The 21,721-nt window shown below is 70.2% G+C and carries 17 protein-coding genes; 12 read left to right on the top strand and 5 right to left on the bottom strand.

Annotated features, from left to right (window positions below):
* Position 1: 1 nt before the first annotated feature.
* The 5 genes from WDU99_RS12615 to WDU99_RS12595 form a co-directional block, all read right to left on the bottom strand.
* Positions 2 to 610: a DUF305 domain-containing protein gene (locus WDU99_RS12615; RefSeq protein WP_053548207.1), complete on the bottom strand. Its 609-nt coding sequence runs from the start codon at positions 608 to 610 to the stop codon at positions 2 to 4.
* Positions 611 to 700: 90 nt separating this feature from the next.
* The gene (locus WDU99_RS12610) at positions 701 to 1,132 is read right to left on the bottom strand and encodes a DUF6153 family protein (RefSeq protein WP_053548206.1); all 432 of its coding nucleotides are present in this window, start codon (positions 1,130 to 1,132) and stop codon (positions 701 to 703) included.
* 62 nt (positions 1,133 to 1,194) lie between these two features.
* Positions 1,195 to 3,324 (bottom strand): heavy metal translocating P-type ATPase, encoded by a 2,130-nt coding sequence (locus tag WDU99_RS12605; protein ID WP_053548205.1) that lies wholly within the window; start codon positions 3,322 to 3,324, stop codon positions 1,195 to 1,197.
* Between the two features lie 56 nt (positions 3,325 to 3,380).
* Entirely contained in the window at positions 3,381 to 3,704 is a 324-nt protein-coding gene (locus WDU99_RS12600; protein WP_155048972.1) for a heavy-metal-associated domain-containing protein, read from the bottom strand.
* Between the two features lie 32 nt (positions 3,705 to 3,736).
* Entirely contained in the window at positions 3,737 to 4,018 is a 282-nt protein-coding gene (locus WDU99_RS12595) for a metal-sensitive transcriptional regulator (protein ID WP_053548254.1), read from the bottom strand.
* Between the two features lie 217 nt (positions 4,019 to 4,235).
* Between WDU99_RS12595 and cmtR the strand changes: the two genes are divergently transcribed.
* The 12 genes from cmtR (at position 4,236) to WDU99_RS12535 (ending at position 21,712) form a co-directional block, all read left to right on the top strand.
* Positions 4,236 to 4,595 carry a Cd(II)/Pb(II)-sensing metalloregulatory transcriptional regulator CmtR gene (cmtR, locus tag WDU99_RS12590; protein ID WP_053548253.1) on the top strand — a complete coding sequence of 120 codons (360 nt, stop codon included), beginning with the start codon at positions 4,236 to 4,238 and terminating at the stop codon, positions 4,593 to 4,595.
* The gene (locus WDU99_RS12585) at positions 4,592 to 6,496 is read left to right on the top strand and encodes a heavy metal translocating P-type ATPase (protein WP_301135576.1); all 1,905 of its coding nucleotides are present in this window, start codon (positions 4,592 to 4,594) and stop codon (positions 6,494 to 6,496) included. The genes cmtR and WDU99_RS12585 overlap by 4 nt, the downstream gene beginning before the upstream one ends.
* 86 nt (positions 6,497 to 6,582) lie before the next feature.
* Entirely contained in the window at positions 6,583 to 7,044 is a 462-nt protein-coding gene (locus tag WDU99_RS12580) for a signal peptidase II (RefSeq protein WP_230379484.1), read from the top strand.
* Positions 7,041 to 7,640, top strand: a complete 600-nt coding sequence (locus tag WDU99_RS12575; protein ID WP_053548203.1) for a cadmium resistance transporter — start codon at positions 7,041 to 7,043, stop codon at positions 7,638 to 7,640. Before WDU99_RS12580 ends, WDU99_RS12575 begins: the two co-directional genes overlap by 4 nt.
* A gap of 376 nt (positions 7,641 to 8,016) precedes the next feature.
* Entirely contained in the window at positions 8,017 to 8,292 is a 276-nt protein-coding gene (locus WDU99_RS12570) for a hypothetical protein (protein WP_337332805.1), read from the top strand.
* 111 nt (positions 8,293 to 8,403) lie between these two features.
* Entirely contained in the window at positions 8,404 to 9,612 is a 1,209-nt protein-coding gene (locus WDU99_RS12565) for a hypothetical protein (RefSeq protein WP_337332804.1), read from the top strand.
* Positions 9,613 to 9,690: 78 nt separating this feature from the next.
* Positions 9,691 to 9,960, top strand: coding sequence for a hypothetical protein (locus tag WDU99_RS12560; protein ID WP_337332803.1), 270 nt, complete (start codon positions 9,691 to 9,693; stop codon positions 9,958 to 9,960).
* Positions 9,961 to 10,400: 440 nt separating this feature from the next.
* Positions 10,401 to 14,750 carry an FtsK/SpoIIIE domain-containing protein gene (locus tag WDU99_RS12555; protein ID WP_337332802.1) on the top strand — a complete coding sequence of 1,450 codons (4,350 nt, stop codon included), beginning with the start codon at positions 10,401 to 10,403 and terminating at the stop codon, positions 14,748 to 14,750.
* A complete protein-coding gene (locus WDU99_RS12550; RefSeq protein ID WP_337332801.1) occupies positions 14,747 to 17,404 on the top strand; it encodes a hypothetical protein in 2,658 nt (885 codons plus the stop codon). The genes WDU99_RS12555 and WDU99_RS12550 overlap by 4 nt, the downstream gene beginning before the upstream one ends.
* A complete protein-coding gene (locus WDU99_RS12545; protein ID WP_337332800.1) occupies positions 17,401 to 18,396 on the top strand; it encodes an AAA family ATPase in 996 nt (331 codons plus the stop codon). The genes WDU99_RS12550 and WDU99_RS12545 overlap by 4 nt, the downstream gene beginning before the upstream one ends.
* Positions 18,393 to 19,556 carry a DUF58 domain-containing protein gene (locus WDU99_RS12540; RefSeq protein WP_337332799.1) on the top strand — a complete coding sequence of 388 codons (1,164 nt, stop codon included), beginning with the start codon at positions 18,393 to 18,395 and terminating at the stop codon, positions 19,554 to 19,556. The genes WDU99_RS12545 and WDU99_RS12540 overlap by 4 nt, the downstream gene beginning before the upstream one ends.
* Positions 19,553 to 21,712 carry a transglutaminase TgpA family protein gene (locus WDU99_RS12535; RefSeq protein ID WP_337332798.1) on the top strand — a complete coding sequence of 720 codons (2,160 nt, stop codon included), beginning with the start codon at positions 19,553 to 19,555 and terminating at the stop codon, positions 21,710 to 21,712. The genes WDU99_RS12540 and WDU99_RS12535 overlap by 4 nt, the downstream gene beginning before the upstream one ends.
* Positions 21,713 to 21,721: the final 9 nt, after the last annotated feature.

Genomic DNA, 21,721 nt, shown 5'->3' with positions numbered 1-21,721 from the left:
CCTAGAGCTGTTCCAGGAGTTCCTGCATTGTGGCGATCTCTGCGGTCTGATCGTCGATCACTTGCTGGGCGAGGTCGAGGACGTCCGGGCTCTGCGCGTCGTCAAGGGCAGTTTGCGCCATGTCGACGGCACCTTCGTGGTGCACGATCATCTGTTCGAGGAACAGACGGCTGGCCTCGGCGGCGTCTGCGTTCTCCAGCAGGGTCATGTCTTCTTCGGACATCATGCTGTCGTCACCGCCCATTGACCCATGGTCCATGCCGCCCATGGAGTCAGGGTCGTAGTCCACGCCCCAGTCTTCGAGCCATCCGAGCATCTTGTCGATTTCGGGACCCTGCGCTGCTTTGATCTGTTCGGCGAGCTCGACCACGCGTGGGTCTGCCCCGTCCTTGGCGAGCAGGATGTCGGCCATCTCGATGGCCTGCTGGTGATGCGGGATCATCATCGTGACGAACATCTCATCCGCCTCAGTCGCCTGTGAGGTCGACGACGACTGCGACGGGGAGGTGGTCTCGCTGGACGGCGCGGTGCCGCTGTCCGCGCAGCCGCTGAGCGCCAGCGCGAGTGTCAGAATGCCGGTGCTGACAGCGAGGGCGATCTTCTTGTTCATGATTGTTCCTTCGATAAGTCGTATGAGGGTTCGCAAATAACGGCGCCAGGCGGCGCCACGAAACCGACCGCTCGGGTCGGCGGCGACTACTCAGGTGCGACTTATCGAAAGGAACGTGAGCGAGGGAGCCCGCGGAAAAACACCGGTCGCACCCCATCTCACCAGGCTCATCGCTCGGTGAAGGGGCAGGCCGCGACCGTGGATCAGCGTCGGAGGAAGCAGCAGCAGGAGGCCGGCGAGTAGCGCGAGCACGCAGGCCGTCAGCATGTCGTTGTGGCCCTGGTCGGGCCCGGTGCTTACGTGACAGGGCCCATCGCAGGCGGTGCCCATCACGTCAGGGGCGTGCTCATCGCCGGCTGCGGATGTTGAGTGGGTGAGCCCGGGCGATCCGTGCCCGGCTGGTTCGGCGGTGAAGGTGTGCATGGCCAGCAGCCCGACGATGACCATGAGCGTGGCCGCGCCGAGCATCAACAGCGCGCGCAGCGACAGCTGCGGGCGTGCGCTGCGAAACGCGACATGCATGCGGGGACCCTCCACTCTGCTCAGGATGCTAACACCGCAGACTATGCGCCTCTGATTCCCGGCTACGTGCCCGTCACCGCGTCCGGGCGCAGATCCAGTCGGCGCAGCAGCTGTGCATTGAGGGCGACCACGATGGTCGACAGAGACATCAGCAGCGCACCCACTGACATGGGCAACACGAACCCGATCGGGGCGAGCACGCCGGCCGCGAGGGGGACGGAGAGCAGGTTGTAGCCGGCGGCCCACCAGAGGTTCTGTTTCATCTTCCGGTAGCTGGCCCGCGACAGCTCGATCACCGACAGCACCGAACGGGGGTCGTCGCTGGCGAGGATGACGCCCGCGGACGCGATCGCGACATCCGTTCCCGCGCCGATGGCGATACCGACGTCGGCCTGCGCGAGCGCGGGGGCATCGTTGACACCGTCTCCAACCATCGCGACCTTGCGGCCTTCGCCCTGAAGCTCTTTCACCTTCGAGGCCTTGTCCTCCGGTCGGACCCCGGCGAAGTAGCGGTCGATGCTGAGTTCGCTCGCGACCGAGGCGGCAACCGCGTCGGCGTCACCGGTGATCATGACCACCTGCACGCCGCGCTCATGGAGGGCGTCGACGGCGTGACGCGACTCCGAGCGGATCTCATCCGCCAAACGCAGCGCTCCGGCGACCTGGCCGTCGACGAGCACGTGGAGGATGATCGCCCCCTCATCGCGCCATTCGTCGGCGACCGGCAGCTCGGAGGCGTGCTCCTGCTCGAGCATGTACGGGCCACCGACCTGCACGATGCGTCGATCGACACGTGCACGCACCCCAACCGCCGGGGAAGATTCGAAGTCGGAGGAGGAATAGACCGTGAGAGTCTTCTCCTTCGCCGCGTTCACGATCGCGCGAGCGAGCGGGTGCTCGGAGTCTGCTTCCGCGGCCGCCGCCCACGCCAGCAACTGATCAGGGTCGGTTCCGGAGACGGGGTCGATCGCGGTCACAGCGGGAGTGCCCTTGGTGAGCGTGCCGGTCTTGTCGAACAGGACGGTATCGACGGTGCGCATGCTCTCCAGCGCGAGACGATCCTTGATCAGAACGCCTCCACGCGCGGCCCTCTCGGTCGCGATCGACACGACGAGCGGAATCGCCAGGCCCAGAGCGTGCGGGCAGGCGATTACCAGCACGGTGATCGTGCGGATCACTGCGGCGTCGGGCAGGCCGACGACCGTCCAGACGATCGCGGTGATGGCGGCAGCGCCGAGTGCGAACCAGAACAGCCACCCTGCCGCCTTGTCTGCGAGTCGCTGCGCTCGTGAGGATGAGTTCTGCGCCTCGGTCACCAGTTTCTGGATCCCGGCGAGAGCAGTGTCTTCACCGATTGCGGTGATCTCGACCCGGACCCCGGAATCGGTGGCGACGGTGCCGGCGATGACTTGGTCGCCGTCGCTGCGACGTACCGGGCGCGATTCGCCGGTGATCATCGACTCGTCCATGCTGGCCGAGCCCTGCACGATCCTCCCGTCCGCGGGCACCCGCCCACCCGGGCGCACCACCACGATGTCACCCACCTGCAGATCAGACGGGGCGACCGTCACGGTCGTATCTCCCTCGATCTTCTCCGCCTCGTCGGGCAGCAACGCAGCCAGGGAATCCAACGCTGAGGTCGTCTGTGCGAGCGAACGCATTTCTATCCAGTGACCGAGCAGCATGATCACGATTAGCAGCGCCAGCTCCCACCAGAAGTCCAGCTCGTGATGCAGCAGCCCGAGGCTCGCACCCCAGGATGCGAGGAACGCCACAGTGATCGCCAGGGCGATCAGCAGCATCATGCCGGGCTTACGGGCACGCAGCTCACTCACCGCGCCGGTGAGGAACGGGGCACCACCCCACACGTACATGACCGTCCCGAGAACCGGGGATACCCACCCGATCCACGCGGCCTCCGGCAGCGGGTACCCGAGCAGCATCGAGAACATCATCGAGAACCCGACAACAGGGACCGCGAGGATCAGCATGATCCAGAACAATCGCCGGAACTGGCCCACGTGATCGCCGTGGCCGGCGTGGCGGGCGTGGCCCTCGTGACCGCTGTGACCGGCGTGTTCTTGAGGAGCGCCGTGATCGTGGCTCATCGCCGCGTGGTCATGCTGCGCTGTCGGCGCACCGCCGTGATTCTCGTGCCCAGTGTGATGGGTGTGTTCGTCGTGCTGGCTCATCGGAAACCCTTGCTCGGATGCGCCCGGGGATGACCCGGGCGCGGACGGATAGTGGGTCAGGCGTGACCGGTCGCGAGGCTGTAGCCGGCCTCTTCGACCGCAGCCCTCACGGCAGCGGGATCGACAGGGGATGCGCTGTGGATCGTCACTCGGGACGGGCCGCCAGTGTTCAGGTCGACGGTGACGGACGCGACACCGTCCAGGGCGCTCAGTTCCTCACTGACGCTCGACACACAGTGTGAGCACGTCATCCCGGTGACCAGGACATCCTCCGAGACCGGGGTCGTGACAGGAGTGGATGCTTCGGTGTTCGATGGAGCGGCGCAGCACGCGCAACCAGCGTTCGCGTCCTTCAGTCCAAGTTCGATGCGGTCAGTCATGGTGAGTTCCTCCCAAGTAGTTTGACGAGTGGTTATGAACGGACCAGGCGAGCGATGGCATCGTTTGCTTCGCGGACCTTCTCCGCGGCAACCTCGCCACCCTCAGCGCTTGCCTGGGCGACGCAATGACTCAGATGGTCGCTGAGAAGCGACAACGCCACAGTTTCAAGCGCCTTCGTGGCCGCAGCGACCTGCGTCAGGATGTCGATGCAGTACTTGTCCTCATCGACCATCCGAGAGATACCCCGCACCTGACCCTCAACCCGACTCAATCGCTTACGCAGATCCGCCTTGTTGTCGGTGTAACCGTTCATGCTCACAAGATACCCCCTAGGGGTATCCAACTCAACGGGTGCCGGTCTATTCCCGAAAGGCAGCCTTGATACCCGGGTCGTCTTTGGCGCCGCCGGCCAGGCGTCGACGATGCCGGAAGTGATGCCCGCCCAGGCGAGCGTCTCGAACCGGTGGAAGCCGTTTGAGGATGCATGAAGACGGCGGTAAACTGTACATCGCACAATGTATAGTCATCGTATGCTGACTATTTCAGATCGACTTGACGTGATGAACCGGCTCGGGCGGGCGATGGCTGACCCTACTCGTTCGCGCATCCTGCTGACCCTTCTTGACGGACCGAGCTACCCGGCGGTGTTGTCTCGGGAGCTGGGGCTGTCTCGTTCCAACGTCTCGAATCACCTGACGTGTTTGCGCGGGTGCGGGATCGTGGTGGCTGAGCCCGAGGGGCGGCAGACTCGCTACGAGGTCGCAGACCCACACCTTGCCCGCGCCTTGACGGCGCTGGTTGACGTGACGCTCGCGGTCGATGAGAGTGTGCCGTGCATGGACCCGGACTGTGGGGTCGAAGGATGCGTGGCGGGGGAGTTGCGGGCGTGAGCTCGGTCACGGGTTCGCACGTCGAGCATGTCGACCTCGACGACGATGATGACGATGACCGGCCGTGGTACCGGAGCCCGGGCGTTCTGATCCCGATTTTCTCCGGCGTGGTGTTCGGCGCCGGCCTGGTGTGCGAGTGGACCGGCGCAGAGGCCGCGGGCCTGGTGCTGTTCTGGGTGGCTCTGTTGTTGGGTGCGTCGACTTTCGTTCCGGGTGCGCTGCGCAAGCTGTTCGCGAAGCGAAAGCTCGGGATCGGACTGTTGATGACGATCAGCGCTACCGGTGCAGTCATCCTCGGCTACGTCGAGGAAGCCGCGGCGTTGGCGTTCCTGTACTCCATCGCGGAAGCGCTGGAGGACAGGGCCATGGACCGTGCACGCGCGGGCTTGCGGGCGTTGTTGAAGCTCGTACCCGAAACCGCACTCGTCAAGAGAGGCGACGCGACGTCCGAAGTGGAGGCGAAGGATCTGCGCGTGGGAGACGTGCTCGTGGTGCGCCCGGGTGAACGGGTAGCCACAGACGGCATTGTGCGGACTGGGCGGAGCAGCCTGGATACCTCAGCGATCACGGGCGAGTCGATCCCGGTCGACGTCGATCCCGGCAACGAAGTCTCTGCCGGGTCGATCAACACCACAGGCGTTCTCGAAATCGAGGCGACCGCTGCTGGCACCGACAACTCGCTGACGACGATCGTCGAGCTGGTCGAGCAGGCGCAAGCTGAGAAGGGCGACCGGGCGCGACTGGCTGACCGGATCGCCCGTCCTCTCGTTCCCGGAGTGATGATCCTCGCGGTTCTGGTCGGTGTGCTCGGTTCGCTCCTGACTGGCGATCCTGAGCTGTGGATCACCCGCGCCTTGGTCGTGCTGGTCGCCGCGTCCCCGTGCGCCCTGGCGATCGCTGTTCCGCTCACCGTCGTAGCCGCGATCGGTGCAGCATCGAAGTTTGGTGTGGTGGTGAAGTCCGGGGCCGCGTTCGAGAGGTTTGGTGGGATCCGCCATCTCGCTGTCGACAAGACCGGCACCCTGACCCGCAATGAGCCCACCGTGGCCCGCGTCGTCACCGTCGCGGGGACGACCGAGGACGATGTGCTCGCGTGGGCGGCGAGCTTGGAGGGTCACAGTACGCACCCCCTGGCTGCTGCGATCACCACCGCCGTTTCCGAGGCCCGAACCGCGGAGGCCGTCAGTGAGACTGCCGGACACGGCATCTCTGGCACGCTCGACGGTGCCCGTATCGCGGTGGGTAGCCCGCGCTGGCTGGACGCCGGTTCGCTGGACGGCGAGGTGCAGGCAATGGAATCCGAGGGGATGACTGTGGTTATCGTGCACCGCAACGACCAGCCTGTTGGCGCGGTAGGAGTGCGTGATGAGCTGCGCCCTGAAGTTCCCGATGTCATCGCAACCCTCACCCGACGTGGAATCGCGGTGACAATGCTCACCGGCGACAACGCTCGTACCGCCGCAGCTCTGGCCGCACAGGCCGGGATCAGCGATGTGCGCGCCGAGCTACGCCCCGAGGATAAAGCTGCCGCTGTCGCAGCACTGTCGAAGTCGCAACCCACGGCCATGATCGGGGACGGCATCAACGACGCCCCCGCGCTGGCTTCCGCGGACTTGGGAATCGCGATGGGAGCGAAGGGCGCGGATGCCGCGATCGAGTCGGCCGATGTTGCGTTCACTGGACATGACCTGCGCCTTATCCCGCAGGCACTGGAACACGCACGCCGTGGCCGCAACATCATCAATCAGAACGTTGTGCTGTCCATCGCGATCATCGCGGTGCTGTTGCCCTTGGCGATTACCGGATACCTAGGTCTGGCAGCCGTCGTCCTTGTTCACGAGGTCGCAGAGGTTGTCGTTATCCTCAACGGGCTCCGAGCGGCGCGACGGAGAAAGGCATGACCCGGCCCGATGACGGAATCACTCTCGGCAGAGCCACTCGTGGGGACGCGACGAGTTCGCCCGACCGAGCGTCCGCGCGAAGCCGATTGCTGCGGTTCCTACTCGCAGTAGGTGTCGCAGCGGTCGCCGTCTGGGTCGACCAAGGCACGAAGGCACTCGCCCTTGCACGGCTCAGCGAGGCCGACCGAGTCCCCATCCTCGGAGACTGGCTCGGGCTGCAGCTCGCGTTCAACCCTGGCACCGTGATGTCTCTCGGCGCCGACGCGACCTGGCTCCTGACCGTCTTGGCCGCTGCCGCATCCATCGCGCTGCTCATCGCCGCGACGCGCGCCCGAACGGCTGGGTGGGCGATCGCGATCGGACTCCTGTGGGGAGGCGCGGTTGGCAACCTGCTGGACCGCTTGCTCGCTCCGCCCGGATTCGGTCGCGGTCACGTCACCGACTTCCTGGCCTACGGCAACCTCTTCATCGGCAACCTTGCCGACGTCATCCTCGGCGTCGGCGTGGGACTTGGCTTGTTGCTCTATCTCCGGAAAGCGAACACATGATTCTCTCTGTCCTCCAAGCGATCGGTCTGTTCCTAGCCACGAACATCGACGACATCATCGTGTTGTCCCTATTCTTCGCCCGCGGCGCGGGGCAACGCGGCACGACAACTCGAATCCTGGCGGGTCAGTACCTGGGATTCGTCGGCATTCTCGGCGCTGCCGTACTCGTTTCCCTCGGCGCCGGAGCCTTCCTTCCGCCCGAGGTCATTCCATACTTCGGCCTCATCCCGCTGGCGTTAGGACTATGGGCAGCTTGGCAAGCATGGCGCCGCCGGCACGACGATGACGACGATGAGGCGAAGATCGAAGGCAAGAAGGTTGCTGTCTGGGCCGTAGCTGGGGTCACCTTCGCTAACGGCGGTGACAACATCGGCGTCTACGTCCCCGTTTTCCTCAACGTCGGACCCGCGGCGGTGGTCGCATACTGCGTCGTGTTCCTCGCGCTCGTTGCTGTGCTCGTCATCGTGGCCAAGTTCATCGCCACGCGACGTCCGATCGCCGAGATCTTGGAACGTTGGGAACACGTCCTGTTCCCCCTCGTCCTCATCGGGCTCGGTGTATTCATCCTGATCAGCGGAGGAGCATTCGGGCTCTGAGACCGGCGCAACAACGTCAAACAGGCTGACTGCCCCCTGCCGTAAACGATCGTTTCCGGCAGCCGCATCGACCTCGACGGCCGGCAAAACGAGACGCCGAGCAATGACCCGCCGAAACTCCCTGCCGAAACCGATTCGCGCCGAAACGTGGGCCTTACCGTTTTCGGTGGCGCTCGAAGCCGCCAGCGCCGGAGCCGCCTCGCGCGCACCGATCCGACGCGCAAGTGACCGATCCCGCCACGCAGATCCGCCTCCGCAAACCGGAAGTTTCCACCCCCTCTGCGCTCGTCAACCGCCCGCATCCTCGCCTAGCGTCGTGCCCATCGCCCCCACCGGGCGGCACAGCCCACGACCGGGCGGCAGAGGAGGATGCGACATGTACGACCGTTCGAGCTTCTACGGCATCGACCCCGAGTACTCGCGAAATGCATCGCGGCAGATGGACTCGCAGGCAGGCGAACTGAAGGATGCGGTCGACAACATGTCGGCCCTGCTCGACGCCGTGCTCTGGCTGGGGCCGGCCGCGGAGCGCTTCAAGACCGACTGGGACGGATCGCTGCGCCCCGAGCTGCAGAACGCGGCCGACTCGCTGCGCGACAACGCGGCCGAGTTGCGTCGCCGCGCCGACCTTCAGGACGAGGTCAGTCGCTGATCCGCGGCGGAAGTTTCCACCCCTGATCAGGTGGAGATCCGCCGCCGAAGATCATAGCTTCGCCACATCGACACGAACCGGAACAACGAACCGGAACAGAAAGGAGGGGACATGTCATTCCAGGGAGCAGACGTCAGCAAGCTCGACGAGATGGCGCAGAAGGCGCAGGAAGGCGCCGAGACGGCGCGCACGATCGCCATCGCGCTGAAGATCGTCGTCGCCGCGCTCAAGGCGATGTCGTGGACCGGCTGGGCCGCCGCGTACGCCGCGTACCTCGAGGGCACTGTGATCCCCTGGGTCGAGAAGACCCAGCAGGCGCTGGAGCGGTTCGCGCAGGTGCTGCGGCTCGCCTCGGCAGCCCAGAAGGCGGTCAGTGAGGACTCGCCGTCGGTGAGCATCCCGGCCTCGGCATACACGCCGGTCACGATGCCGGCCGCCACCTGCGCCAACCCGCCGTCGCTGCGCTCGCCCGAATACGCGATCTCGCCCTCGGGCATGCCCACCACGGCGAACGGAGCGGGCGGCGCGGTCGCCGCACCGGCCGGCGTCGGGCAGACGTCGTCGGCGCTCGGCCAGACCGGCGCCAGCGGCGGCGGCAACGGCGCGAGCATCGACATCAACGTCCGCACCAGCGAGGGCACCTTCGGCGTGAGCGCCACCATCGGCGGCGGCTCGGCGGCGATCCCGCTCGGTACGACAGCTGCCGGCGGCGGTTCGTCGTTCGGCGCCGCGGCCGGCGGCGTGGGCGGGATCAGCGGCGGTGGCGGTGCCACCGGCAGCTGGCAGAGCAGCCTCGACGGGTCATCCCCGGCGGGTGGGCTCGGCGCTTCGCACACATCGGATGCCGGTGGCATCGGCTCCGGTGGCCCGGGCGGCGGAGTTGGCTCGGGCAGCGGCATCGGCTCGAGCGGTGGCGGCCTCGGTTCCGGCGCGGCTGGCTCCTCGGGCGGCCTCGGTTCCGACGCCGGCGCCTCCGGCGGAACGGGATCGTCCGGATCGCCCGGCTCGTCCGGTGGCCTCGGCTCGTCAGCCGGTACCGGCACGGCCCCCGCCGGTGGCCTGGCATCCGGCGACCCGGCCGTGCTCGCCACTCCGGTCGCCGCCCACGCCTCGCTCGGCACGGCATCCGCCGGCGCCGGCGGGCTGAGCGTCGGCACCGCGGACGGCTCGGGATCAGCATCCGCTGCCCCGGCGGCGGCGATGCTCGCCGCCCCACTCGGTCTCGCCGGTGTCGGCGCCGCCGCACTGAGCGGACTGCGCGCCCGCGCAGGCGAGAACACCACCGATCTCGATGCGGACGACGGCGACTTGCTCGCCTGACCCGCATCGCACAACTGAACAACCAGCACCGAACAGAACTGACGAACAACAGCAGTACCCATCGAGAGGAATGAAGAGATGAGCAACACCGTCTACGGAATGGACATTCAGGCCGGCCGCGACCTGTCGCGCCTGATGAATAGCGACGCCGACGCGATCAACCAGTTGACCGCGCAGCTGACGCAGCGCCTGGAGCAGACCCCCTGGTACGGTCCCGACGCGCAGCGCTTCACCAGCGACTGGCAGGGTCAGTACGTGCCGGCGCTGCAGAACGTCGTGCGTGCCCTGCAGGAGAACGCCGCGATCGTCGCCCAGCAGGCCGACGACCAGGAGCGCGCCTCGAGCTGAGTGCGCTCTCACGAGCGGGGTCGGTGCCACCAGGCGTCGGCCCCGCTTTCGTGTGCGTGAGTTCAAATCCCACCGTCACCGCAGATGTCCTGAGTCGCGACATCGTCTACGAATGTACCGAGGCTCGGGACTTTTTGTTGTCTGGGGTGTTGACGTGTGACGGGGTGCTGGTGAGTCGGGTCATCGTTGACGGCTGGCCCCGAGCGCAGAAGGAGTGGAGCGATGAGTTGATTCCCGCCCCTGTTCAGCGTCGCTGCCCCTGGTGGTTTGCGTGATTGGACAGGGGCGGCGACGGTCAGCAGGGGCGGCGACGGCGGAATGCTCGGATGCCCAGACACGCAGCCCCCCACGCGCCGGAAGTTTCCACCCCTCGCGCCCTTTGCCCCCGGTCACCGCCGTCCTAGCGTCGAAGCAGAACGATCCGGCGAGAGGAGAATCCCATGTGGCGAGTGAGTGTGCAGCCGACATCCGAGAGCGGCCTCGAGCCGGTCGACGTCGTCGTCACCGCCGATCGCGGCGGATCGGTGGCAGACCTCGCCGCCGGCCTCGGTCGCCACATCGCCGGCTCATCCGTGCTGCTGGCCCCGGTCACCGCGGGGGTGCCCTGGGCGGCGCAGACTCCGCTCTCCGAGGCGCCCTTGCGTGACGGAGACGTCATCGAGGTGGCATCCGTCGGCTCCGACTGGATCGACCGGCCCACTCCGGCATCCGCCCCCCGCGCGATCGTTCAGGTGCTCACCGGCGCCGACGCCGGCCGGCGGATCCCGCTGCACGGCGAGGTCGCGACCATCGGTCGCGGCGCCGACGCCACGGTGCGCGTGGACGACCCGCTGGTCTCCCGCACCCACGCCCGACTCATCCTCGGCCCCGAGCCGATGATCAGCGACGAGGGATCCGCGCACGGCACCCAGGTCGGCGGACGCCCCGCCGTGCGCCCGCAGCCGGTGGCGTGGGGCGAGCGGATCACGGTCGGCACCACCGTGCTCGCCCTGCAGCCCGGTCGCGCCGCCGACGCGACGACACAGCGCAGCATCTGGCGCTCGCCGCGATTCGGCACCTCAGTCGCGCCCGTCGAGGTCGCGTTCCCGTCGCCGCCGTCCGCACCGCGCCGCCAGCCCTTCCCCTGGCCCATGATCCTCATGCCCCTGCTGATGGGCGGCGTGATGTTCCTCACCATGCGCAACGCCTACTCGCTGGTGTTCATGATCGGCTTCCCGATGATGATGGTCGTCACCCACCTCGTGCAGCGCCGCGCCGCCAAGCGGGAGTTCGCCGAGGAGACAGCCATCTGGCGCGACGACCTCGCCGCGGCCCTCGAGACGATCGATCAGGCCGCGCAGACCCAGCGCGAGAACGCCGTCGACGACGACCCGGCCCCGCACATCGTGAGTGACCGGGCGACCAGCGCCGACCGCGCGGTCTGGGTGCGGCAGGCCGATGACGACGACTTCCTGCACCTGCGCGCGGGCATCGGCCCGCGTCCGGCGCTGGTGACGGCGGATGCCAAGGAGCAGGGCGACCGTGCGCTGCGCGCCGAGGCCGCCGCAGAGGCGACGAAGCGAGCGGTGCTGCACGACATGCCCGTGACCGTCCCCCTCGGACCGCTGACCGCGGTGGTCGGCGAGGGCGAGCAGCTGGACGGCTGGCTGCGCGCCGCCCTCATCCGCCTCGCCGTCACGCACTCCCCGAACGACGTGCGCATCGTCGCCGTACTCGGCCACGAGCGCGCCCGCATGGAGAGCTGGCTGCGCTGGCTGCCGCACGCGGCTCCCCTGGCCGGCGGCCTGGCATCCGTCGCGATCGGAGCGGGCGACGGGCAGGCGCTGCTCGAAGAGCTGGCCCGCACGGTCGGCGGCGTCGAGCACGTCGTCTGCCTGATCGACGCGGCCGCAGGCATCCCCCGCCGCACGCTGGAGGGCGTCGCGGCGATCGCCGACGACAGCCGGCTGCACCTGATCTGGGTGGGCGACGACCTCGCCCGGGTGCCCGCCGCGACGGATGCGGCGATCGACCTTCCCGGCAGCAGCATCCGCCACGCCGACCGCGGCGGCATCGACGCCCTCACCAGCCTCGACGCGCTCGATCTCGCCGCCGCCTGGCGCTGCGCGCGGGCGCTGGGCGGCTACCGCGACGAGGCCGCCGTGCTCGCCGGGGAGTCGGCGCTGCCCGACCGGGTGCGCATCGCGGAGCTCAGCAGCGACCTCGCCGACCTCGACGACGCCGACGCGATCGCCCAGCGCTGGGCATCCAGCCGCGGTCTGCGGGCCCAGCTCGGCATCGGCGCCGACGGGGTCTGCTCCATCGACCTGCGTGAGGACGGACCGCACGGTCTGGTCGCCGGCACCACCGGCGCCGGCAAGAGCGAGCTGCTGCAGTCGCTGCTGTGCTCGCTCGCGCTGAACAACCCGCCCAGCCGCATCACCTTCCTGCTGGTCGACTACAAGGGCGGCGCGGCGTTCCGCGAATGCGCCGAGCTGCCGCACACCGTCGGCTACATCACCGACCTCACCCCCGCACTGGTGCAGCGGGCGCTCACCTCGCTGCACGCCGAGCTCACCACCCGCGAGCACCTGCTGGCCGAGTACGGCGCGAAGGATCTGCAGGCCCTCGAGCGGATGCACCCCGAGGTGGCCCCGCCGAGCATGCTCATCTGCGTCGACGAGTTCGCGGCCCTGCTCTCGGAGGTGCCCGACTTCATCGACGGCATGGTCTCGATCGCCCAGCGCGGCCGCTCGCTCGGCATGCACATGATCCTCGCGACCCAGCGCCCCGCCGGCGTGGTCACCCCGCAGATCAAGGCGAACACCGACCTGCGCATCGCCCTGCGGGTCGCCTCGGCCGACGACTCCACCGATGTCGTGGATGCCCCCGATGCCGCCGACCTGTCGCGTCGCACCCCCGGGCGAGCGCTGCTGCGCCGCACCGGACACGGCACCCGCGAGATGGTGCAGGTGGCGTACGTCGGCGGCGCCGAGCAGCTGCACGAGGCGGGGGAGCGGGTGCGGGTCGCACCCTTCACCGCCCGCGCGATCGACGGCGGTGCCGTCGACGCCGGCCGTCCGCACGAGCACTCCGACCTGGAGCGCATCGTCGCCACCGTGACCACCGCGTTCCTGCGCAGCGGCATCCAGCCGCCGCGCCGCCCGTGGATCCCGCCGCTGCCGGAGGAGCTGCCCGTCGCGGTGATCGAGCCGGGTCGCCTCGCGATCGGATCGGATGCCCGCGACGAGGCCGCCATCGCCGGTTCGGGCACCGACGTCACCGTCGTCGAGCAGGCTCCCGGCAGCGTGCTGCTGGGTCTGCGCGATGTGCCCGGCGAGCAGCGGCAGGTGCCCTGGACCATCGACTACACGCGCGCCGGCCACCTGCTGGTGTTCGGTGCGTCCGGTGCGGGCAAGACCGAGCTGCTGCGCACGGTCGCGCTCGCCGCGACCGCCGGCGCCGAGCGCGCGGCCGCGTGCGTGTACGGCATCGACGCCGGCGGCGGCGGCCTGACGGTGCTCGAGCGACTCGGCTCGGTCGGATCGATCGTCGTCGAGCAGTCCACCGAGCGGATGCTGCGCCTGATCCGCATGGTGCATCGCACGGTCACCGAGCGCAACGCGATGCTCGCCTCGCACGGCGTCGCCGACCTCAACGCACTGGCGGCGACCGGCGTGCACGTGCAGCGCATCCACCTGCTCATCGACAACCTGCCCGCCGTGCTCGACGCTCTCGAGGGCGGGGGCTCGCTGCGCCGCCAGCATGCCGACCAGCTGCTCACCGTACTGCAGGAGGGGCGTCGCTGCGGTGTGCACGTGACCGCGACCGCACCGCAGCGCACGGGGGTGTCGAGCCAGATCCTGGCCGCGTTCGGCGCTCGCGTGGTGATGCGCATGAGCGTCGACGACGACTACGCGATGCTCGGCGTGCCGGCGGGTGTGCTCGACCGCGAGTCGCCCGCCGGCCGGGGGCTGTTCGGCGCGCACGAGGTGCACGTCGCCACGCTCGGCGGAGCGGGAACGCCGCTTCAGGTCGAGCGGCTCGACGAGCTCGGCGGCCGCCTGAACGGTCGCTACGACGAGGCATCGCCCTCTCCCGTGCCGGTGATGCCGACCCGCCTGCCGCAGAGCGTGCTGCCGCGACCGCAACGCGACGAGCTGGTCGTCGGCGTGGAGCAGGACGTCGTCGCACCGATCTCGCTGCGGCTCTGCGACGGTCCGGTGCTGCTGACCGGACGCGCGCGCTCCGGTCGCACCTCCACGCTGCTCGGTCTCGCCCAGCTCGCCCGCCGCGCCGAGACGCCGGCGGAGGTCGTGCTGATCGCGCCTCGCGCGACCGGTGGCGACGAGTCGTCAGCATCCGACATCGACCGCACGATCACGCACGCCGCCGAGGCGGCAGCGTGGGCGCAGGAACTGGCCGCGCGTCCCGCGGGCGACGGCTGGACGCTCGTGCTGGTCGACGATGTGCACGAGTGGGAGCGCGGGTGGGAGGCGAACGGTGACGAGCGGCATGCCCTGGAGGCGCTCACCGCGCTGATCGGCCGGCCCGACATCGCCGTGGTCGTCGCGGGCGATCCGGATGAGCTCCGCAGCCGCCAGCACATCCCCGGAATCGTGGCCGCGGTGAAGCGCTCGCGACGGGCCATGCTCATTGCGCCCGAGATGGGTGACGGTGCTCTGGTCGGCGCCCAGGTGCCGATGAATTCGCATGAACCGATGGCGGGGGTGGGCCGCGGCGTACTCGTCGCCGGTGGGCAGATCCACGTCGTACAGCTAGTATCTGAGGCGTCGGAGGGGCGATCATGAGGGGAATCTGGTCGAGACTGCTGCGCGGCCGCGATCGGGGAATGGTCGAGGTCGGCGTCGCGTTCGGTGGTGCGCTGCTCGTGGTCGGCGCGATCGCCGGGAACGGCGTCGCGGCCCTGGCGGTCGACATGTCGGACGGCCAGGCGTGGCTTCCCGGCCAGGACGGCAGCGTCGTGCAGGTCAACCCGTCCACCGGCGTCGCCGAGCGGCGGCTGGTGGTCGGTGACGGCGACACCTCTTTGTCGATCGCGCAGCGCGACGGTGCGCTCATCGTCACCGACGAGCGCAGCGGGCTGGTCACCGCGGTCGATCTGGCCGCTCTCATCGCCAGCGGCAGCCGCGCAACCTCGGGCGACGAGCGGGTGCTGGTCGGCGGAGGACGCGTCGTGGTCGTCGATGACGATCCCGGCACGGTGCGGGCCGTCGACCCGCTGACCCTCGCCGACATCGGCAAGCCGTTCCGCACGCAGCATCCGATCGCCGATGCCGTCGTCGACGGCGATGGCGACGTCTGGGTGCTCACCGACGACGGCGAGCTCACCCAGCTGGAGTACTCCGACGGCTCCGGCAGGTTCCGCACCGAGGAACGTCGGCCGGTCGCCGGAGCGGGACCCGAGACCAGGCTCGTGCCGCACGAGCGCGGCGTGACCGTCTTCGCCGCGGACGGCGGGGCGGTCGTGCAGGTGGGTTCGGGCGGCGACCTCGCCGTGACCGTCCCGGATCTGTCGGGCACGGTCGCCGCGGCGCCGCAGTCGCCGGCGACACTCGTGCCGGCATCCGTCACCGACGCCGGGCGCGTGTTCCTGCTGTCGTCCGGCGCGCTGCTGCAGGTCGACGTAGGCGAGCGCGGATGCACCAGACCCGGCAGCCCCCAGGTGTTCAGCGAGCGCGTCTACGTGCCGTGCCTCGGCACGGGAACCGTGATGGTGCTCGACGCCCGCGGCAAGCGCGCCGGAGCGGACATCGTCATCCCCGGTGGCGGTGACCCGGTCTTCACCGTCGACGAGGGGCGCCTGTTCGTCACCACCGAGCGCGACGGACGCGCCGTGGTCGTGCAGCCCGACGGCTCCACCGGCATGGTCGACCTGGGCGCGCCCGACGTTCCCGAGGTGCGGGTCGACCACAACCCACCGGTCACCATCCCGGCACCGGACCGCGGCAAGAAGGACGAGGACCGCGACCGGTCCGGCGACCAGGGTCGCCCGGACCCCCGGCCCAGCAAGGCTCCCACGCCCGGCACGGATCCGCTTCCGGATCCGCTCCCCAGTACCGGCCCGACACCCGGCATCGACCCGCAGCCGACTCCCGGTGCCGATCCGACTCCCGGTGCCGATCCGACTCCCGGTGCCGATCCGACCCCCGGCCCCGGCACCGATCCGGACCCGGACGCCACGCCGACGCCGGACCCGGATCCCACTCCGACGTCCGACCCCGACCCGGATCCGACCCCGACTTCTGACCCCGATCCGGAGCCTGATCCCGAGCTGCAGGCGACCGCCGTGACGAACGTCACCGCCGCCGCTGCCGGACGATCGGTCACGGTCGCCTGGAACGCGGCATCCGGCGGTGCCGACGAGTACCTCGTGCGCCCGGCGGGAGGGTCGTGGACCTCGGCGGGCACCAGCCGCTCGCTCACCTTCTCCAACGTCGGCTTCGGCACGCACACGTACACCGTGCGCACCGTGCTCGACGGCACCACCGCCGAATCGGCCGCCAGCAACCCGGTCACGATCGTGGGCGCCCCAGGCGCCCCCGGCACGCCGAACGTCACGGGACTGACCGGCGACGGCAGCGCGGTCAGCTTCAGCGTCAGCTGGGCCGCGGCGGCGAGCAACGGCGCCCCGGTGACCTACTCGGTGGAGCTGGTCGGCGCCGGCCGCACCGAGACGGTCACGACGACGTCCACCTCTCTCTCGCGGACGCTCACCTGCCGCGCGGGCGACGAGCACCTGTGCGGACGCGGAGCCCCGGGCGAGACGCGCACCATCAGCGTGTCGGCGACCGTCACGCCGTCGAACAGCGCCGGTGCCGGGGCGTCGACCACCGGCTCCGCGAGCGCCCAGGTCGTCACGGCACCTCCGCCCCCGCCGCCGCCCGCGAACGGTGATGACGCGATCTCTGGCATCCGATTCGGCAATCCCGGGCTCTACGACGAGAACATCCCCTTCACGGTGAGCGTGAGTCTGCCTGCCGGGTGGAGCGCCGCAGGCGGATCGTGCACGGTGCACCTGCAGAGCTCGACGGGCCCGCAGACACGCACCATCGACTGCGCCTCCGGTGGCGGCGACTTCGGTGGGTCGACGCGCGGGTCGTCCAACGTGTCCGCCTATGTGACCCGCGGAGGGGTCACCTCGGCGACCGAGTCGGACTCCGCCCCGCCGCGCAACCAGTGGGGTTACTGCGACCCGAACACGCGCATCTGCACCGACCCGGTGGGCTTCGACCCCACTGACCCCGACGTGAGCATCGTCCCCGTGCCGTGGTCTCCGATCGACGGCACCGACGAGCCCATCCTCGCCGCCGGCATCGGGCTGCTCGGCGTGGCCTGGCTGCTGCGCGGCATCCGTCGTCGCGGCGAGACGACCGACCGCCTCACGGCATCCGACCCCACAGCATCCGACCCCGCCCCGACCCGCAATGGAGGATCCGCATGACCGGCACGGCACTCGAGCCCGCGCAGGTGCCCACCCAGGCCGATGTCTCACGCTTCCGCTTGCTGCACGACGGGATCGTGAATGCCGTCGGCGAGGCGCTGCAGGGTAAGCGCGGCGTCATCGAGCAGGCCGCCGTGGCGCTGTTCGCGGGCGGGCACGTGCTGCTGGAAGACGTGCCCGGCACGGGCAAGACCACCCTGGCGCGGGCGTTCTCCGCCGCGATCGGCGGTATCTCCCGCCGCATCCAGTTCACGCCCGACCTGCTGCCGGCCGACGTCACCGGCACGAGCGTCTTCGACCCGGCCACCGGCCAGATCTCGTTCCGCCCCGGCCCGGTGTTCGCGAACGTGCTGCTGGCCGACGAGATCAACCGCGCCGCGGCCAAGACCCAGTCGGCGCTGCTGGAGGTCATGGCCGAGCACACCGTCACCACCGACGGCGTCGCGCAGCGCGTGCCTGATCCCTTCCTCGTGATCGCCACGCAGAACCCGGTCGACATGGACGGCACCTACCGGCTGCCCGAGGCGCAGCTCGACCGCTTCCTGATGCGGTTGCGCATCGGCTATCCCGACCTCGAGCACGAGGTGGCGGTGCTCCGCCCGGGCAGCGCGGCCGGACGGATCGGAGACGTGCGGCAGGTCACCGATCCGGATGCCGTCGCCGAGCAGATCCGGCTGCTGTCCGCGCTGCACGTTGCCGACCCGATCCTGAACTACATCCGCGCCGTCGGCGCCGCCACTCGAGCGGACGGACGGCTGCGACTGGGTGCCTCCACCCGCGCGCTGCGCGCACTGGTCGGCGCCGCCCAGGTGCGCGCCGCGACGCAGGGGCGCCACTTCGTGATCCCCTCCGATGTGCAGCAGCTCGCGGTGCCCGTGCTCGCCCACCGTCTGGTGCTCTCGCGCGAGGCGCAGCTCGACGGCGTCACGGCCGACGATGTGCTCGCCGACGTGCTCGCCCGCGTCGAGGCACCGCAGCCCACGCCGGCATGACCACGCGTCTGACTGCGCGCGGGTGGGCCACCGCCGTCTGCGCGGTGCTCTGCTGGGTGCTCGGCGTGTGGGCCGCGTACCCCGCGATCGTCGGTCTGGCTCTGGCATTGACGGCGACACTGCTCGTGGCCGTGCTCACGGTCGCCGCGCCGACACCCGTGCAGGTCTCGCGCACCGTGCATCCCGCACGTGTCGCCCGCCACGACGAGTGCCACGCCACGATCAGGGTGGAGAACACCGCTCGGCGCTGGCGCGTCTCGATCAGCGGCACCGACCGGGTGGCCGGTGCGCCGATCGTGTTCGACTTCCCTACCCTCGCGGCCGGTGAGCATGCCGCCACCGACGTGCGCATTCCCACCGACCACCGCGGCCTGATCGAGTTCGGCCCGCTCACCCTCGACCGCCGCTCGTTCGGCGATCTGATCCGCGTCCGCCGCGTGCATGGCGACACGGCCAGCGTGCTGGTGGAACCTCGCGTGCTCGACGTGATCGGCGTGCCGCCCGGAATGCGCCGCGGGCACGCGGGCGCCGACGAGCGCATCGCCCACGGCGGCACCGACCTGGTCGGCCTGCGCGAGTACGTGCCTGGCGACGACCTGCGCCGACTGCACTGGGCGACCAGCGCGCGGCGCGGCCAGCTGATGGTGCGCGAGGACGCCGACCCCTCGCAGCCGTTCCTCACCGTGCTGCTCGACGACCGGGCCGAGTCCTATCGCGAGGGCGGCCTCGACGAGGCGGTCGACCTCGCGGCGAGTCTGCTGGACGCCGCTGCCGCCGGACGCTCCGCCGCGCGCCTGGTCACGGTGTCGGGAGCCCTCGACCTGGATCTCCCCGTCGAGCCGGGCCGTGTGGAGGACGCGCGGCTCGCCCCGCACGCGCTCGCCGCACTCGCGACGCTCGCCCCGCACGACTCGTCGGCTCCGCTGCGGATGCAGGTGAGCTCGCCGGACGTGGTGGCCGTGATCTCCGGATCGGATGCTTCCGCGGCCGAGCTCGTGCTCACCGCGGCCGCCGCGCCGGTCGGCGTCGTCGCCGTGGTCGACCCGTCGCCGGACCGGCTCGTCTCGGCATCCGGCGGCGTGCTGGTGCTGCACGGGCCACGGGCCGAGGAGCTCGCGCACGGCTGGCGCACGGCGGTCGCGGCGGGAGCCGCCCGATGAGCCGCCTGGTCGCGGTCGTCTGGTCGATCGGCATCCTCGGCATCTCGACGATCCCGATCGCCGCGGGCTACGCGGCGTGGTGGGCGGTGCTCGTGCTGGTCGGGTGCGTCGTCGTGCCGCATCTGCTGGTCGTGCTCGCGCGCTGGCTGCGCATCCCCTCGGTGTGGACCGCGGTGGGTGTGGGCCTGATGGCCGTCGTCGCCGCCACCGCGCTCGCCGCGCAGCCCGCTGATGCGGAGGCCAGGTGGACCGCCGACGGGGTGCTCTCACCGCTGATCGATTCGATCCCGCGGCTGCTCACCGCGCCGCGCCCCGCACCGGCCGATATCGGTCTGTTGATGCCGGCGGCCCTGCTGGTGTGGCTGAGCTCGCTCGCCGTCGCGCTGGCCGTCACCGCGCAGGGTCGCGCGCGGATCGCCCCGCTGATCGGGGCGCTCGTGCTGCAGGTGGCCGGTGCGCTGCTCACCGCGGGAGCCGGCGATCCGTATGGTGCGGTGGCCGCAGCATCCGTCCTGCTCATCCTGGCGGGTTGGATCTCGACACCCGCGCGGCACTCCGATCGTCGCCCCGCACGACGCGCCTCCCGGCGCGGATGGGCGCTCGGGCTGGTGACCGCCGCCCTGGTCGGGCTGCTCACGATCTCGGCATCCGCTCTCGTCGGCGGCGACCGCTTCGAGCCCCGCACGCTCGTGCCGGCACCCCCGCTGCCCGCGCAGGCCGTCAACCCGCTGCCCGACGTTCCGCGGTGGAACGCCGAAGCCGACACCGCCCTGTTCACGCTGTCGACTCCGGGTGCGATGCCCGAGCGCGTCCGTCTCGCGGTGCTGCCCGACTTCGACGGCGCCTCGTGGACGCTCGACGCCGGGCTGCGTCCAGTCGGAGTCGTCGCGACGCCCGACACCCCGATGGGTGAATGGCAGACGCCGATCACCTTCCGGGTGGAGGCCGGCGCGATCGACAGCGCCTGGGTGCCGGGCGTCGGGCACACCAGCGCGGTCAGCGTCGACGGTGCTGCTGCCGACGGGTTGCTCCTCGATCCCGACACGGGTTCGCTGGTCTCGGCTGACGGCGCCGTGCCGCAGGCGCTCACGATCACCGCATCCGTCGACGCGCCCTCCGACGAGGCGATCGCGCAGGCGGGGGTGCCCCCGGCATCCGAGGTGCAGCGCTATCTGGCGCTGCCGCGCGTGCCCGACGAGCTCGTGGGTCACGCCGAGGTGGTGGTCGACGGCGTATCCGCGCGGTGGGATCAGGTCACCGAGCTCGCGGACTTCGTGCGCGGGGAACGCATCCTCGACGAAGGCGCGCCGTCGGGAGCGTCGTACGGCCGGATCGCCGAGTTCCTGTTCGCCCCCGAGGCCGAGGGCGGACAGGTCGGCACGACCGAGCAGTTCGCCGCGTCGTTCGCCGTGCTCGCCCGAGCGGTCGGGCTGCCCAGCCGGCTCGTGGTGGGCTTCGGCGTCGACCCCGCCGCGGCCGAGAGCTCGGCCGACGGTTCGCGGGTGACGGTGACCGGATCGGATGCCCGGGTATGGGCCGAGGTCTACCTGGCGCGCGCCGGATGGATCGCCGTGGATGCTGCGCCGGATTCCGCCATCCGCACCGAGCACACCCCGCCGGCCTCGTCGACGGAGGCGACTCCCGCGCCGCAGGCGACACCGTCCGATGGTGACGGGGCCTCGACGGATGGCGGCAGCGCGGCCCCGGTCGCCGACGCTGACGAGCAGCCGAATGTGCCGATGATGCTGGCGGTGGTCGGCGGAGCGCTCGTCGCGCTGCTGATCGCGGCCGTCGTGGTGCTCGTCGTACGGCGTGCGCGTCGTCGCGCCCGGTGGCGCTGGCAGGGTGCGCCCGGTGCGTGGGCGCTCGTCCTCGACGCGCTCGCGCTCGCCGGTCGGCCGCCCGCTGCGGGGGCGGCACCGGAGGAGATCGTCGCCGCTGCCGTGCCCGCCGACAGTGAACTGCAGAAGGCGGCGTTGGCTCTGGCAGCGCAGGCGCAGTCGGCGGCGTTCGGACCGGTGGGTGACGCCGGTGCGGATGCTTTCGGATCGGATGCCGGATGGGCGACCGCCATGGAGATCGAGCGTTCTCTGCGCCGGGCGAGCTCGCCGTGGCGCCGCCTGACGTGGAGCATCGTGCCGCTCAGCCGCAGGTGACCGCGCCGT

This window comes from Microbacterium bandirmense (assembly GCF_037204185.1).
Lineage (GTDB): Bacteria > Actinomycetota > Actinomycetes > Actinomycetales > Microbacteriaceae > Microbacterium > Microbacterium bandirmense.
The sequence above is the reverse complement of the archived record's forward strand: the minus strand, read 5'-3'. Positions and strand labels throughout refer to the sequence as shown.

What these genes read in the sequence shown, in the direction of transcription:
- WDU99_RS12600 (WP_155048972.1), bottom strand. Translation starts at nt 3,704, where the DNA reads ATGACTGACCGCATCGAACTTGGACTGAAGGACGCGAACGCTGGTTGC.
- WDU99_RS12610 (WP_053548206.1), bottom strand. Translation starts at nt 1,132, where the DNA reads ATGCATGTCGCGTTTCGCAGCGCACGCCCGCAGCTGTCGCTGCGCGCG.
- WDU99_RS12545 (WP_337332800.1), top strand. Translation starts at nt 17,401, where the DNA reads ATGACCGGCACGGCACTCGAGCCCGCGCAGGTGCCCACCCAGGCCGAT.
- WDU99_RS12555 (WP_337332802.1), top strand. Translation starts at nt 10,401, where the DNA reads ATGTGGCGAGTGAGTGTGCAGCCGACATCCGAGAGCGGCCTCGAGCCG.
- WDU99_RS12615 (WP_053548207.1), bottom strand. Translation starts at nt 610, where the DNA reads ATGAACAAGAAGATCGCCCTCGCTGTCAGCACCGGCATTCTGACACTC.
- WDU99_RS12560 (WP_337332803.1), top strand. Translation starts at nt 9,691, where the DNA reads ATGAGCAACACCGTCTACGGAATGGACATTCAGGCCGGCCGCGACCTG.
- cmtR (WP_053548253.1), top strand. Translation starts at nt 4,236, where the DNA reads ATGCTGACTATTTCAGATCGACTTGACGTGATGAACCGGCTCGGGCGG.
- WDU99_RS12540 (WP_337332799.1), top strand. Translation starts at nt 18,393, where the DNA reads ATGACCACGCGTCTGACTGCGCGCGGGTGGGCCACCGCCGTCTGCGCG.
- WDU99_RS12595 (WP_053548254.1), bottom strand. Translation starts at nt 4,018, where the DNA reads ATGAACGGTTACACCGACAACAAGGCGGATCTGCGTAAGCGATTGAGT.
- WDU99_RS12550 (WP_337332801.1), top strand. Translation starts at nt 14,747, where the DNA reads ATGAGGGGAATCTGGTCGAGACTGCTGCGCGGCCGCGATCGGGGAATG.
- WDU99_RS12575 (WP_053548203.1), top strand. Translation starts at nt 7,041, where the DNA reads ATGATTCTCTCTGTCCTCCAAGCGATCGGTCTGTTCCTAGCCACGAAC.
- WDU99_RS12605 (WP_053548205.1), bottom strand. Translation starts at nt 3,324, where the DNA reads ATGAGCCAGCACGACGAACACACCCATCACACTGGGCACGAGAATCAC.
- WDU99_RS12535 (WP_337332798.1), top strand. Translation starts at nt 19,553, where the DNA reads ATGAGCCGCCTGGTCGCGGTCGTCTGGTCGATCGGCATCCTCGGCATC.
- WDU99_RS12565 (WP_337332804.1), top strand. Translation starts at nt 8,404, where the DNA reads ATGTCATTCCAGGGAGCAGACGTCAGCAAGCTCGACGAGATGGCGCAG.
- WDU99_RS12570 (WP_337332805.1), top strand. Translation starts at nt 8,017, where the DNA reads ATGTACGACCGTTCGAGCTTCTACGGCATCGACCCCGAGTACTCGCGA.